Source organism: Micromonospora sp. NPDC049102 (assembly GCF_043197485.1).
Taxonomy (GTDB): domain Bacteria; phylum Actinomycetota; class Actinomycetes; order Mycobacteriales; family Micromonosporaceae; genus Micromonospora.
Window position 1 is genome coordinate 51,174 of sequence record NZ_JBICTE010000028.1, and the last position, 14,820, is coordinate 65,993.

Annotated in this window: 10 protein-coding genes; 2 read left to right on the top strand and 8 right to left on the bottom strand. The window is 71.4% G+C overall.

Annotated features, from left to right (window positions below):
• Positions 1-78: 78 nt before the first annotated feature.
• A complete protein-coding gene (locus tag ACGFH9_RS23545) occupies positions 79-1,590 on the top strand; it encodes a deoxyguanosinetriphosphate triphosphohydrolase family protein (protein ID WP_393222891.1) in 1,512 nt (503 codons plus the stop codon).
• A 24-nt stretch (positions 1,591-1,614) separates the two neighbouring features.
• Here ACGFH9_RS23545 and ACGFH9_RS23550 read toward each other — a convergent pair whose 3' ends face one another.
• The 7 genes from ACGFH9_RS23550 to ACGFH9_RS23580 form a co-directional block, all read right to left on the bottom strand.
• A complete protein-coding gene (locus ACGFH9_RS23550) occupies positions 1,615-2,760 on the bottom strand; it encodes an MBL fold metallo-hydrolase (protein WP_393222894.1) in 1,146 nt (381 codons plus the stop codon).
• Positions 2,761-2,875: 115 nt separating this feature from the next.
• A complete protein-coding gene (locus ACGFH9_RS23555) occupies positions 2,876-3,886 on the bottom strand; it encodes a serine hydrolase (protein WP_393222896.1) in 1,011 nt (336 codons plus the stop codon).
• A gap of 108 nt (positions 3,887-3,994) precedes the next feature.
• Positions 3,995-4,690, bottom strand: coding sequence for an SDR family NAD(P)-dependent oxidoreductase (locus ACGFH9_RS23560; RefSeq protein ID WP_393222898.1), 696 nt, complete (start codon positions 4,688-4,690; stop codon positions 3,995-3,997).
• A gap of 123 nt (positions 4,691-4,813) precedes the next feature.
• Positions 4,814-5,998, bottom strand: a complete 1,185-nt coding sequence (locus ACGFH9_RS23565) for a zinc-dependent alcohol dehydrogenase (RefSeq protein ID WP_393222900.1) — start codon at positions 5,996-5,998, stop codon at positions 4,814-4,816.
• A 222-nt stretch (positions 5,999-6,220) separates the two neighbouring features.
• Positions 6,221-6,982, bottom strand: coding sequence for a succinate dehydrogenase/fumarate reductase iron-sulfur subunit (locus tag ACGFH9_RS23570; RefSeq protein ID WP_393222902.1), 762 nt, complete (start codon positions 6,980-6,982; stop codon positions 6,221-6,223).
• Entirely contained in the window at positions 6,979-8,916 is a 1,938-nt protein-coding gene (locus ACGFH9_RS23575; RefSeq protein WP_393222905.1) for a fumarate reductase/succinate dehydrogenase flavoprotein subunit, read from the bottom strand. Before ACGFH9_RS23575 ends, ACGFH9_RS23570 begins: the two co-directional genes overlap by 4 nt.
• Before the next feature lies 1 nt (position 8,917).
• On the bottom strand, positions 8,918-9,601 hold the full coding sequence (locus ACGFH9_RS23580) for a succinate dehydrogenase cytochrome b subunit (protein ID WP_255787444.1): 684 nt from the start codon (positions 9,599-9,601) through the stop codon (positions 8,918-8,920).
• An 83-nt stretch (positions 9,602-9,684) separates the two neighbouring features.
• Between ACGFH9_RS23580 and ACGFH9_RS23585 the strand changes: the two genes are divergently transcribed.
• On the top strand, positions 9,685-10,617 hold the full coding sequence (locus ACGFH9_RS23585) for a LysR family transcriptional regulator (RefSeq protein ID WP_393222909.1): 933 nt from the start codon (positions 9,685-9,687) through the stop codon (positions 10,615-10,617).
• Positions 10,618-10,669: 52 nt separating this feature from the next.
• On the opposite strand, the gene hrpA is transcribed toward ACGFH9_RS23585, so the two are convergent.
• The gene (gene hrpA, locus ACGFH9_RS23590) at positions 10,670-14,722 is read right to left on the bottom strand and encodes an ATP-dependent RNA helicase HrpA (protein WP_393222912.1); all 4,053 of its coding nucleotides are present in this window, start codon (positions 14,720-14,722) and stop codon (positions 10,670-10,672) included.
• Positions 14,723-14,820 lie beyond the last annotated feature (98 nt).

The following is a 14,820-nucleotide window of genomic DNA, read 5'->3' on the forward strand; positions in this document are numbered from 1 at the left end:
TCGCGTCGTCGCGCCTCCGCGCCCGTGCCGGGTCGATCCCTCGACCGACCCCACCGGGCCTGCGCTAGCGTGGCGATCATGGAATCACCTGCGGAGCCGCGCGCCCGGCGGCTCTTCGGCGGCAGTGCCCGCGCCCTCGGCGACCTCACGGCCAACCCGTTCCGCGCCGACCGGGACCGGATCGTCGGCTCGCCGTTCTTCGCCCGACTCGGCGGGGTGACCCAGGTGATCAGCCCGGTCGGCTCCGGGCTGCTGGTGCACAACCGGCTCACGCACAGCCTCAAGGTCGCCCAGGTGGCCCGGTCGATCGCCGAGCGGCTGACGGGCGACGACAGGTGGCACGACCTGCTGGACAAGCTCGGTGGCCTCGACCCCGACGTGGTGGAGGCGGCCGCGCTCGCCCACGACCTCGGCCACCCGCCGTTCGGCCACCTGGGGGAGCGGGTGCTCGACCGGCTGGCCCGCCAGCGCCTCGGCCTCGCCGACGGGTTCGAGGGCAACGCGCAGTCGTACCGGATCGTCACGAGCACCGAGATCCGGGGCGCGGCCACCACCGGGTTGGACCTGACCGCCGCGGTCCGCGCGGCGATGCTGAAGTACCCGTGGACGAGGCTGGACTACCCCGACCCCCACCCGCGCCTCCTGGACCCGCCGCCGCGTGGCGCCACCCCACCGCCCGACGACCCGGAGAGCGGCTCGTTGAAGTTCGGGGCGTACCGGACCGAGCTGGACGACCTGCGGCAGGCCCGGGAGCCGTTCGCCGGCCGTATTCCGGACTGGCAGCAGACCGTCGAGGGGTCCGTCATGGACACCGCCGACGACATCGCGTACGCCATCCACGACGTGGAGGACTTCTACCGGGTCGGTGTGCTCCAGCAGGGCGCGGTGTCCGCCGAGCTGATGGCCTGGCAGCGCGAGAGCGGGCACTTCCGGGCGATCACCGACGCGGCGCTGGCCACCTCGGCCCGCCGGCCCGGCGCGGCCATCGAGCGGCTACGCCGGCAACTGCACCGCAAGGACGCCTGGATCGCCGACGACGACGCGTTCGCCGCCGCCGTCGAGCACGTCCGCGAGGAGCTGGTGGACGGGCTGCTCGCGATGCCGTTCGACGGTTCGATCGAGGCGGAGCAGTACGTGGCGCGCTTCTCGGCCCGCTGGTCCACCCGCTTCGTCGACGCGATCACGATGACCGACCAGCCGTCGGTGCGCTCCGGGTACGTGCTGCTGGGCTGCGCGCAGTGGCACGAGGTGCAGGTGCTCAAGTTCGTCCACCACCGGTTCGTGCTGGCCCGCCCCGACCTGGCCCTGCACCAGCGTGGTCAGGCCCGGTTGCTGGGCACCCTCGTCGAGGCGCTGTGGGAGTGGCTGCTCGACCCGGAGGAGGAGTCGCGCCTGCCGCGCCGGCTGCACGACCTGGTCGAGCTGGCCGAGGCCGAGCTGCACCCGCGTACGCCGCACCGGATCGGCCGCGCCCGGGGACGTGCCATCGTGGACTTCGTCGCGCAGCTCACCGACGGCCAGGCGGTCGCCATGCTGGACGCGCTCTCCGGTCGCTCCGGCGCGCTCTGGACCGACGCCTTCGTGCTCTGACCCCGTACCTGCGTCCGGCGCGGCTCAGGCGACGGACTGCCACCAACCGTCGACGGCCGGCGGGTCGTCGACCACCACCCGCTCACCCGGGCGGGGCACGGCGAGTCGCACGTCGCGGGCCTTCGCCTCGGCCCACAGCCGGTTCACCGGCTCCGACCAGTCGTGCAGGGCCAGGTTGAACGTCGCCCAGTGCACCGGGATGAACAGCCCGCCGCGCAGGTCCAGGTGGGCGTCGACCGCCTCCTCGGGGAACATGTGGATCGTCGGCCACGCCCGGTCGTACGCGCCGATCTGCATCAGCGTGACGTCGAAGGGCCCGTGCTCGGCGCCGATGGCCGCGTACCCGGCGAAGTAGCCGGAGTCACCGGTGTAGAAGACCTTGCGCCGTGCCCCGGCGACCACCCAGGAGCTCCAGAGTGTGCCGTCGCGGCGCAGGCCCCGACCGGAGAAGTGCTGGGCTGCGGTGGCGGTGATCTCCAACCCGTCGACCCGGTGCGACTCGGACCAGTCCAGCTCGATGATCCGTTCGGCGGGCACTCCCCACCGGTCCAGGTGGGCGCCCACTCCGAGCGGCACCACGAACGGCGCCGACTGCCCGGCGACCAGCGCCCGCACGGTGGGCATGTCGAGGTGGTCGTAGTGGTCGTGGGAGATCAGGATGGCGTCCAGCGGGGGCAGCTCGTCGATGCCCACCGGCGGCTCGTGCAGCCGGCGCGGGCCGACCGCGCCCGACGGTGAACAGCGGTCGCTCCACACCGGGTCGAGCAGGACCCGCCGGCCCTCGATCTCGATGAGCGCCGACGCGTGGCCGTACCAGACGATGTTCAGCTCGTCGGCGGTGTCGGCGGCCGGCGACGCATCGGGCCGCACGAGCGGCACGGGTGCGGTGGGGCGACGCTTCTGCTTGCCGAAGATCAGTTCGCGGACCAGGTTGCGACCCGGCTCGGCGGCGACCATCGTGCGGACGTCGGCCTGGTTGTGGAAGGTGCCGTCGCGGAACTGGGGCGAGCGGGCCGCCCGCTCGGCTCGCGCCCCGGCGAGCCGGCCGCCCAGCGCCGCCGGCACGTCCCGGGCCACCCAGGCCAGGCCGGCCAGCGCGGCCAGTCCGGCCGGGCCGCCCATCCGTCGCGCGAGCGACCGTTGCCCGTCGGTGCGTTTCGCTGGTGCCATCGCCCGTCCCTCCGCCGTGTCCCGCACTACACGGTAGTCACCTCACGAGGTCCGTGCCCCGGCGGTCGCCCGCCTCGGGCCGGTCGCTGCCGAGGCGACCGGCCCGAGGCGCGTCTCAGCCGCCGTTGCTCGGACGCTGGACGGTCGTCCGGTACGCGGTGCCCGTGCCGGCGAGGCGGTCCACCGCGGCGAGGAGCTTCGGACCCATGGCGGCCCGGGCCTGCACCGCCGGATGGGTGGCGCCGAAGTTGTCCGGGTCGGCCTGCCCGTCGGCGAAGAGGGCGTAGGTGAGCACCGCCGTCCCGGAACGGTCGAAGATCACCCCGGCCTCGTGCCGGGCGTCGGCGTACCAGCCGGCCTTCGTGGCGATGCGGGCCCGCTCGTCGGAGGACATGGTGCGCCGGATGCCGTCGGTGAAGGCCACCGGGGAGCGCAGTAGCCCGAGCAGGTGCGCCGTCGACGCCGGCGAGAGCAGCGTGCCGGCGACCAGGGCGCGCAGCAGGTCGTGCGTCTCCCGGGGAGTGCTCGTGCCGAGGAAGAACCGGTTCGGGTTGGCCACCGGCTCGACCTGGGTGTTCGGGAAACCCTTGGCGACCAGGATCGAGTTGATCTCGGCAGCCGGGGCGACCAGCCCGCACAGCCGTACCGCCGTGTCGTCCGAGACGGTCAGCAGGTTCGCCAGCACGTGTCCCAGCGTCACGCTGCTCGGGTACGCGCCGTCCAGGCTGAAGATGCCGTCACCGCCCGGCACCACGATCGACTCGGTCACCTCGACCCGCTGGTCCAGCGTCAGCAGCCCGCGGTCGACCTTGTCCAACACCGCCGTCGCCACCGCGATCTTGTTGACGCTGTACGCCTCGATCGTCCGGTCCGGGTCCACCGCCACCGCGACGACCGGAGCGCCCGCCGGGTCGGCCACGCTGACGTACGCCTGCCAGTTGCCGCCGGCCTCGGTGCGGTGCTGGGTGACGGCGGTGGCGACCCGGCGAGCCGCCTGGGCGGGCGTGACCGGCGATGCCTCAGTGCTCCTCGCCGCGTTGGCCGGGGCGGCAGCGCCGAGCACCGTACCGGCGGTGGCCACTGTGCCCAGTCCGAGTGCTGTCCTGCGGTTCAGTCGGATGGTCAATCGTCTCTCCCGTCGTGGAGCGCCGGAGCGCTTGCCGGCCCACCACCCTAGGCGAGTTGATCTATCCATGACGCCCCCGGAAGAGGTTCCGAACAGTTCCGAACAGTGTCACCTGGCCCGTCGGCGCAGCGCGGCGCCGATCGCTCCGGCCGCCGCGCCGCCAAGCTGCGCGGCCGGACCGGCCACCGCCCGGGCGAGCTGCCCCAGATCGGGCAGGTGGCCGCCGCGGACCGCCTCGCCAGCCGGGTTCGGGGCGAGTGTGTCCACACTGCCCGGATTGACCAGGCAGAGCCGGATCTCCGGACAGTCGCGCAGTTCCTGCTGGAGCGTGCGGGCCAGCCCCTGCAACCCCCACTTGCTGGTCACGTACGCACTCACGTAGGGCGCGGTGATGTGCCCCAGCACCGACCCGGTGAGGATCAGCGTTCCGGCGCCGGTGGCCCGAAAGTGCCGCAGCGCCACCCGGGCCGCACCGGCGGCGGCCAGCAGATCCGTCCGCACCACCTGCTCGAACACCCGCTCCGGCAGCTCGTCGAAGCGCCCGTAGGCCATCACCGCGGCGGTGTGCACCCAGACGTCGATACGGCCGAACCGTTCGATCGCCGCCTCCGCCAACGCGTCCAGCGCCCCTGCCTCGGTGACGTCGGTCGCCACGGTCAGGACCTCGACGTCCGCGCACTCCTCGCGTACCTCGGCGAGGGTCTGCGGCGCGCGGGCCGCGAGGACCAGGCGGTCGCCGCGCTCGGCGAACGCCCGCGCCGTCGCCCGGCCGATCCCGCTGGTCGCGCCCGCGACCACCACCACCCGACTCGCGGTGCAGCCTTGGTTCGTGACTGCGGGGCTCGCAACCCCGGCTCACTCCTCGCACTCACGGTGCCGCCTTGGTTCGTGACTGCGGGGCTCGCAACCCCGGCTCACTCCTCGCACTCACGGTGCGAGGACCACCTTGATGCAGCCGTCCTCCTTCTTCTGGAACATGTCGTACGCGCGCGGCGCGTCGCTCAGCGGCAGCCGGTGGGTGCGCAGGTCCTCCACGCCCAGCGGGTCGTCGTCGCCGGCGAGCAGCGGCATGATCTCGTCGACCCAGCGGCGCACGTGGCACTGGCCCATGCGTAGCTGGATGCCCCGGTCGAACATCTCCATCATCGGCATCGGGTCGGCCTCGCCCCCGTACACCCCGGAGAGCGAGACGGTGCCGCCGCGGCGGACCGCCTTGAGAGCGGCGTGCAGGACGGCTAGCCGGTCCACGGCGACCCGGTCCGTCATCTTTTGGGCGAGTTTGTCCGGCAGCAGCCCGACGGCCGCGTGGGCCAGCTTGCCGACCGGGGAGCCGTGCGCCTCCATGCCGACCGCGTCGATGACGGCGTCCGGACCACGCCCGTCGACCAGGTCGATCAGGGCGCCCGGCACGTCGGACAACTCGTGTACGTCGAGCACCTCGATGCCGTGCCGGCGGGCCAGCTCAAGCCGCTCGGGCACCAGGTCCAGCCCGATCACCCGCTCCGCGCCGAGGTGGCGACCGATGCGGGCGCAGAACTGGCCGACCGGGCCCAGCCCGAAGACGGCCAGGGTGCCGCCGGGCGGGGTGTCGGCGTACTTCACCGCCTGCCAGGCGGTGGGCAGGATGTCGGAGAGGTAGAGGTAGCGCTCGTCCGCGCCGGTCTCCGGGATCTTGATCGGCCCGAAGTGGGCCTGCGGAACGCGCAGGTACTCGGCCTGCCCGCCGGGCACGGACCCGTAGAGGGAGGTGTAGCCGAACAGCGCCGCGCCCTTGCCCTCGCTCGTCACCTGGGTCGTCTCGCACTGGGCGTAGAGCTGACGTCGGCACATCCAGCAGTTGCCGCACGAGATGTTGAACGGCACCACCACCCGGTCGCCGGGCTTGAGCCCGGTCACCTCCGACCCGACCTCCTCGACGACCCCCATCGGTTCGTGGCCCAGGACGTCGCCGGGCTTCAGGTACGGCCCCAGCACCTCGTACAGGTGCAGATCCGAGCCGCAGATCGCCGTCGACGTGATCTTGACGATCGCGTCGGTCGGTTCCTCGATCCGGGGATCGGGCACGTCCTCGACCCGTACGTCCCGCTTGCCCTGCCAGGTCAACGCCTTCATGTCCGGCTGCCCCTCCCTCGTCCTACCCTGACTGCTACCCGGGAAGGGGGAGTTGAACCGGCTGGCCAAGAGTGGACGTGCTGGTTGATCGACTCGGGTTATAGGAAGTCGGGGCGTGGTGGGCGCCCGGACAGGCCGACTTCCTGGATGTCGAGTTGATCTAGACGCCACACCGCCGCACCCCGGCAACTCGGGATGCGGCGGTGTGACGGCGCGTGACGGTCAGGAGCCGGGGGTGTTGCCGCCCTTGGCGGTGGCCGCGAGGTAGTCGCGGTTGAGGCGGCCGATCGTGTTCAGCGGGATGCCCTTCGGGCAGGCCACCGTGCACTCGCCGGCGTTGGTGCAGCCACCGAAACCGGCCTCGTCGTGCGCGTCGACCATGCCGATCACCCGGGTGTAGCGCTCCGGCTGGCCCTGCGGCAGCAGCGAGAGTTGGGTGAGCTTGGCGGCGGTGAAGAGCATGCCGGAGCCGTTCGGGCAGGCCGCCACGCACGCGCCGCAGCCGATGCAGGCCGCCGACTCGAAGGCGGCGTCCGCGTTGGCCTTGGCGACCGGGGTGGAGTGCGCCTCGGGTGCGCTGCCGGTCGGCGCGGTGATGTAGCCACCGGCGGCGATGATGTTGTCGAAGGCGCTCCGGTTGACCACCAGGTCCTTGATGACCGGGAAGGCGCTGGCCCGCCACGGCTCGATGTCGATCGTCTCGCCGTCCTTGAACTGCCGCATGTGCAGCTGGCACGCCGTGGTGCCGCGCTGCGGCCCGTGCGCGTCACCGTTGATCATGAGGCCGCACATGCCGCAGATGCCCTCGCGGCAGTCGTGGTCGAACGCCACCGGGTCCTCGCCGTCGAGGATCAGCCGCTCGTTGAGCACGTCGAGCATCTCCAGGAACGACATGTCCGGGGACACGTCGTCGACCGGGTAGGTCACCATCCGACCCTTGTCCTCGGGGCCCTTCTGGCGCCAGATGCGCAGGGTCAGGTTCACTTGTAGCTCCGCTGCGTGGGGTGGACGTATTCGAACTTCAGGTCTTCCTTGTGCAGCACCGAGGGCTCACCGGTGGCGGTGAACTCCCAGGCCGCGACGTACGCGAACCGGTCGTCGTCGCGCTGCGCCTCCCCGTCGGGGGTCTGGTGCTCGGCCCGGAAGTGACCGCCGCAGGACTCCTCGCGGTGCAGGGCGTCGATGCACATCAGCTCGGCCAGCTCGAAGAAGTCGGCCACCCGGCCGGCCTTCTCCAGCGACTGGTTCAGCTCCTCGCCGGTGCCGGACACCTTGACCCGCTGCCAGAACTGCTCGCGCAGGTCGCGGATCTCACCGATCGCCTTGCGCAGGCCGGCCTCACTGCGTTCCATGCCGCAGTGCTCCCACATGATCTGGCCCAGCTCGCGGTGGAACGAGTCCACGGTCCGGTCGCCGTTGACGGCCAGTAGCCGCTGGACGCGGTCCTCGACGTCGGTACGCGCCTCGACCGCCGCCGGGTGGCTGGCGTCGACCTTCTCGAGAGGGCCTGAGGCCAGGTAGTTGGCGATGGTGGTGGGCAGCACGAAGTAGCCGTCGGCGAGGCCCTGCATCAGCGCCGAGGCGCCGAGCCGGTTCGCGCCGTGGTCGGAGAAGTTCGCCTCGCCGATGACGAACAGGCCCGGGATGCTGGACTGGAGGTCGTAGTCGACCCAGAGCCCGCCCATCGTGTAGTGCACGGCGGGGTAGATCCGCATCGGCACCTCGTACGGGTCCTCGCCGGTGATCCGCTCGTACATCTCGAAGAGGTTGCCGTACTTGGCCTCGATGGCCTTGCGGCCCAGCCGGTCGATGGCGTCGGCGAAGTCGAGGTAGACGCCGAGCTTGGTCGGACCGACGCCCCGGCCCTCGTCGCACACGTTCTTGGCGGCGCGGGAGGCGATGTCGCGGGGGACCAGGTTGCCGAAGGACGGGTAGATCCGCTCGAGGTAGTAGTCCCGCTCGTCCTCGGGAACGTCCTTCGGGCTGCGGTCGTCGCCCTTGGCCTTCGGCACCCAGACCCGGCCGTCGTTGCGCAGCGACTCGCTCATCAGGGTCAGCTTCGACTGGTGGTCGCCGGAGACGGGGATGCAGGTCGGGTGGATCTGCGTGTAGCAGGGGTTGGCGAAGTACGCGCCCTTGCGGTGCGCCCGCCAGGTGGCGGTGACGTTGCAGCCCTTGGCGTTGGTGGAGAGGTAGAAGACGTTCCCGTAGCCGCCGGAGGCGAGGACGACCGCGTCGGCCATCTCGGTGCTGATCTCACCGGTGACCAGGTCCCGGACGACGATGCCACGGGCCTTGCCATCGACAATGACCAGCTCCAGCATCTCGTGCCGGGCGTTCATCTCCACGTTGCCGAGGCCGATCTGCCGCTCCAGGGCCTGGTACGCGCCCAGCAGGAGCTGCTGACCCGTCTGGCCCCGGGCGTAGAAGGTGCGCTGCACCTGGGCGCCGCCGAAGGAGCGGGTGTCCAGCAGGCCGCCGTACTCCCGGGCGAACGGGACGCCCTGGGCCACGCACTGGTCGATGATGTTGACCGAGACCTCGGCCAGGCGGTGCACGTTCGACTCCCGGGAGCGGAAGTCGCCGCCCTTGACGGTGTCGTAGAACAGCCGGTGCACCGAGTCGCCGTCGTTGCGGTAGTTCTTCGCGGCGTTGATGCCGCCCTGCGCGGCGATCGAGTGGGCCCGGCGCGGGCTGTCCTGGTAGCAGTAGGACTTGACGTGGTAGCCCTGCTCGGCCAGGGTCGCGGCGGCCGATCCGCCGGCCAGGCCGGTGCCGACCACGATCACCGTCATCTTGCGGCGGTTCGCCGGGTTGACCAGCTTGGCCTCGAAACGCCGGGTCTCCCAGCGCTTCTCGACCGGGCCGGTGGGCGCCTTCGTGTCGGCGATCGGGTCGCCTTCGGTGAAGAGTTCCATGTCAGGACACCAATCCGGTGAGTACGGCGAACGGGACCACCAGGTATCCGGCGCAGAGCACCACGGCGAAGACGAGCGCGGCGTTGCGCGCCCGGCGCTCGCCCCGGGGCGTCTGCTGGCCGAGGCTGCGGAACGCGCTGAACGCGCCGTGCCGCAGGTGGAAGCCGAGCGTGACGATCGCCAGGGTGTAGAAGAGCGTGACGTACCAGCGCTCCGGCGCGAAGTCGGCGACGACGTTGCCGTAGGGCTTGCCCTCGGTGCCGACCGGGTTCAGCGTGCCGGTGGTCAGGTCCAGGAGGTGGTAGATCACGAACAGCAGGATGATCACGCCACCCCAGCGCATGGTGCGGGCCGCGTAGCTGCCCCGGACCTTCTTGCGGTGGGCGTACTTCACCGGACGGGCGGCGCGGGCCCGCAGCGCCAGCACGGTGGCGGCCCAGATGTGGGCGACGACGGCCACCACGAGGACGGTGCGCAGGATCCACAGGAACCAGACGCCGGGCAGCAGCGGCTTGCCGATGTCGCGCAGCCAGTGCGCGTAGTGGTCGAACGAGGTCTCTCCCGTGAACACCTTCAGGTTCCCGAGCATGTGCGCGATCAGGAACAGCACCAGCAGGATGCCCGTCACCGCCATGACGGCCTTGAGGCCGACGTTCGAGCGGATGGGCGACCGAGTTTTCGTCATTACCACGGGACCGACGCTAGGAGCACTTCGATCAGTCGTCCAATGCATCAAACTCGCAGCGTTGATAGCCGTAGGCTATGTAGATGCAGCTCCATCAGCTCCGGTACTTCGTCGCGGTGGCCGAAGTACGACATTTCACCCAAGCCGCCGACATCGTCGGCATAACCCAGCCCTCGTTGAGTAAGCAAATTCACGCCTTGGAGACCGACCTCGGTGCCCCGCTGTTCGAACGGCTACGGGGCAACATCGCCCTCACCGCGGCCGGGGAGGTGCTCCTGCCGTTGGCGACCCGGATCCTCGCCGACGTGGAGACCGCGACCCGCGAGGTGCAGGAGTTGGTCGGCCTGCGCCGCGGGCGGGTACGACTCGGGGCCACCCCGAGCCTGGCCACCTCGCTCGCCCCGCCGGTGCTGCGTCGGTTCCGCGACGCGCACCCCACCGTCGACCTGCGCGTCGAGGAGAGTGGATCACAGGATCTCGTCCGCGATCTGCTGCGCGGTGACCTCGACCTGGCCCTGATCATCATGCCGTCGCAGGGCGCCGACCCGGGCCTGCGTGTCGATCCGGTCCTGCGCGAGAGCCTGGTGGTGGCCTCGGTGGACGAGGTGCCGACCGCGTCGGGCACCGGGGAGCTGCGCATCACCGACCTGCGGGACCAGCCGATGGTGATGTTCCGGGAGGGCTACGACCTGCGCGACGCCACCATCCAGGCGTGCCGGGCGGCGGGCTTCGAACCGAGCTTCGCGGTGGACGGCGGCGAGATGGACGCCGTCCTCAGCTTCGTCGAGGCGGGGCTCGGCATCGCCCTGGTGCCGGGCATCGTGCTGGCCCGCCGGCCCGGGGTCCGCATCACTCCGCTGGCGCCCCCCGGGGTGCGGCGGACCATCGCGGTGGCCCGCCGACGCGACGTCGTGCCCACCCACGCCGGCCGGGAACTCCGGCGCATCCTGCTGGACTACGTCCAGTCCGCGATCGACCGTGGCGAGCTGCCGCCCGGCGTCGAGCCACTGACCTGATCCCGCCGGGGCCGCCGCCGCGAAGCTGCCGGCAGCGGCCGGGCCGGCGTGCTCAGCGGCCCTCGGCGTCGTCCATCGCCCGGTAGATCCGCTGCTCCGACACGGGGTACGGGGTGCCGAGTGCCTGGGCGAAGACGTTCACCCGCAACTCCTCGATCATCCAGCGGATCTGCCGAACGGCTGCCTCCTGCCGACGGCCGGGCGGCAGGGCGGCGAGCAGGTCGTCGTACTCCTTCTGCACCACCGCGATCCGGTCCTGCTGTTGACGGTCCCGCTGGGGGTTGCCGCCGAGGCGGTCCAGTCGACGTTCGATGGCGGTGAGGTAGCGGAGCAGGTCGGGCAGGCGGGCGTACCCGGTCTCGGTGATGAAGCCGGCGTGCACCAGGCCGGCGAGCTGCTTGCGGATGTCGGCCAGCGCCGCCACCACCGTCAGGTTGCGTGTCGCGCCGAGCCGCTGCTCCACGGCGTACGCGGCGGCGAGGACCTTGCGGGCGCGGTCCATCACCTCGACGACGGTGTCGACCAGATCCGCGCGGACCTTCTCGCGCAGCGCGGCGAAGCCGTTGGCGTCCCACGCCGGCCCACCGGCGGCGTCGATCAGCCGGTCGATGGCTGCGCCGGCTGCGTCCTCGATCAGCTCCTGCACGCCGCCGTGCGGGTTGCGACTCAACGCGAGCTTCGCCTCGTTGCTCAACCGACCCTGGAGGAACCGGGCCGGGGACGGCACGGTGAGCCGCAGCAGTCGGCGGGTGCCGGCCCAGTGCGCCGCCTCCGCCTCGGCGGGGGAGTCGAACACCTTCACCCCGACGGTGGCGCCCTCGTCGACAAGTGCCGGGTACGCGGTCACCGCGTAGCCGGCGCGTACCTGCTCGATGGTGCGCGGCAGTGTGTCGATACTCCACTCACGAAGGCCCGTCCGGGCGACCTCCGGAGCGGCGGCGGCCACGACCTGGCGTACCTCCTGACGCAGTTGACGTTGCAGGGCCGGCAGGTCCTTGCCCTCGGCGACCGGCTTGTCGTCGTCGCCCAGGATGCGGAAGGTCACCCGCAGGTGGGCGGGCAGCTTGTCCGGCTCCCAGGCGTCGCGGGGCACGGTGACACCGGTCATCCGCCGCAGCTCACGGGTGAGCGCGTCCAGCAGCGACGTCTCGCCGGGGGTGATCGCCGCGAGGGCGGCGCGGGCGTAGTCCGGCACCGGCACGAAGTTGCGGCGGATCGCCTTGGGCAGCGAGCGGATCAGCGCGATCACCGTCTCCTCGCGCAGCCCCGGCACCTGCCAGTCGAAGCTGTCCGCCGGGACCTGGTTGAGCAGCGGCAGCGGGATGTCGACGGTGACGCCGTCGGTCGCCGTGCCCGGCTCGAACCGGTACGTCAGCGGGAGGGTAACCCCCTGGGTCTGCCACTCGTCGGGGTAGTCGCTCTCGTCCACCCCGGCCCGGCCGTCGTTCACCAGCACGTCGCGGGTGAAGGTGAGCAGGTCGGGCCGCTCGTGGCGGGTCTTCTTCCACCAGGTGTCGAAGTGGCGGCCGGACACCACGTCGGCGGGGATCCGCTGGTCGTAGAAGCCGAAGATCGTTTCGTCGTCGACCAGGATGTCCCGGCGGCGGGCTCGGCTCTCCAGCTCCTCGATCTCGCCCAGCAGCCGCTTGTTGTCGGCCCAGAACCCGTGGTGGGTCTGCCAGTCGCCCTCGACGAGGGCGTGCCGGATGAACAGCTCCCGGCTCAGTGTCGGGTCGATCCGCCCGAAGTTGACCTTCCGCGACGCGACCAGCGGCATGCCGTACAGGGTGACCTTCTCGTAGGCCATCACCGCGGCCTGCTTCTTCTCCCAGTGCGGCTCGCTGTAGCTGCGCTTGACCAGGTGCTGCGCCAGCGGTTCGACCCACTCCGGCTCGACCCGCCCGGCGATGCGCCCCCACAGCCGGGAGGTCTCCACCAACTCGGCGGCCATCACCCAGCGCGGCGGCTTCTTGAACAGCGCCGACCCGGGGAACAGCGCGAACTTCGCACCCCGCGCACCCAGGTACTCGTGCTTCTGGGCGTCCTTGAGGCCGATGTGCGAGAGCAGGCCGGGCAGCAGCGACTGGTGCACCTTCGGGGTGTCGATCTCCTCCGGCAGGTCCGCGCCACCCCGGCGGCCCGCACCCCGGCCGGCGTCCGCGTCGGCCGAGGCGTCGCGCGCCGGCCGCCCACCACGTCGGTCGCCCTCGGCCGGGGTACGCAGCACCTGGCGCAACTGGCTGACGATGTCCTGCCACTCGCGAATCCGCAGGTAGTTCAGGTACTCCGCCTTGCACATCCGGCGGAATGCGCTCGACGACAACTCCCGCTGCTGCTCACGCAGGTAGCGCCACAGGTTGAGGTACGCGACGAAGTCGGACTCCTTGTCGGCGAACCGGGCGTGCGCCTGGTCGGCCTGGGCCTGCTTCTCCGCCGGGCGCTCGCGCGGGTCCTGGATGGAGAGCGCGGCGGCGATCACCAGGATCTCGGTGGCGCAACCGTTGCGCTCGCCCTCGACCACCATCCGGGCCAACCGTGGGTCGACCGGTAGCTGGGCCAGCCGACGGCCCAGCGCGGTGAGGCGCTTCGCCGGGTCGGCCTCGGTCGGGTCCAGCGCGCCCAACTCGTGCAGCAGGTTGACGCCGTCGGTGATGTTGCGCTTGTCCGGCGGGTCGATGAACGGGAACGCCGCAAGGTCACCCAGCCCGATGGCGGTCATCTGGAGGATGACCGACGCCAGGTTGGTGCGCAGGATCTCCGGGTCGGTGAACTCGGGGCGGGACATGAAGTCCTGCTCGTCGTAGAGGCGGATGCAGATGCCGTCCGACGTACGACCGCAGCGGCCCTTGCGCTGGTTGGCCGACGCCTGCGAGACCGGCTCGATGGGCAGCCGCTGCACCTTGAGCCGGCTGGAGTAGCGGGATATCCGGGCGGTGCCCGGGTCCACCACGTACTTGATGCCGGGCACGGTCAGCGAGGTCTCCGCGACGTTGGTGGCGAGCACCACCCGACGCGAGCTGTGCGCGGCGAAGACCCGGTGCTGCTCGGCGCTGGAGAGCCGCGCGTACAGCGGCAGGATCTCGGTGCCGAGCAGCGACCGTTTCTTCTGCACCAGCTTGCCGAGGGCGTCGGCGGTGTCCCTGATCTCCCGTTCCCCGCTGAGGAAGACCAGGATGTCGCCCGGCCCCTCGGCGGCCAGCTCCTCGACTGCGTCGCCGATCGCCTGGATCTGGTCGCGGACGTTCTCCTCGTCGGCGTCGCCGTCCTCCTCGCCCTCGGCGACCTCGACCAGCGGCCGGTAGCGGACCTCGACCGGGTACGTGCGACCGGAAACCTCGACCACCGGCGCCGGACTGCCCTCGGCGTCAGCGAAGTGCTTGGCGAAGCGGTCGGTCTCGATGGTCGCCGAGGTGATGATCACCTTGAGGTCGGGCCGGCGGGGCAGCAGCTCCCGCAGGTACCCGAGGATGAAGTCGATGTTGAGGCTGCGCTCGTGCGCCTCGTCGATGATCAACGTGTCGTACTGGCGCAGCATCCGGTCGGTCTGCAACTCGGCCAGCAGGATGCCGTCGGTCATCAGCTTGACCAGGCTGCGCTCGCTCACCTGGTCGGTGAAGCGCACCTTGTAGCCGACCACGTCACCCAGCTCGGTGCCCAGCTCGTCGGCGATGCGGTCGGCCACCGTGCGGGCGGCCAGTCGCCGGGGCTGGGTGTGCCCGATCAGGCCGTTGATGCCGCGTCCCAGCTCCAGGCAGATCTTCGGCAGCTGGGTCGTCTTGCCGGAGCCGGTCTCGCCGGCCACGATCACCACCTGATGATCGCGGATGGTGGCGGCTATGTCGTCCTTGCGCTCACTGACCGGCAACCCCGCCGGGTACGTGATCACCGGCACCGCCGCCCGCCGGGTGGCCAGCCGCTGCTCGGCCCGGGTCAACTCGGCGGTGATCTCGGTCAGGGCCGCCTCCCGGCGCTGCGGGTCACGCAACTTGCGGGCGCCGTCCAGCCGCCGCTGAAGCCGGCGCTGGTCACGGAACATCAGGGGACCGAGGCGGCGGTGCAGGTCGCGGACGGGATCGGTCGCGGCGGAGGAGGCTTGATTCTGCATGTCGTGCCCAAGGATAGGCAGCCCGGCGGCGCGCCGCCCCTGGGTTACCGCGCGTGGGCGCTCCGGTGCGTCGACGGCGGTCTACAGTTGCGGCCGAC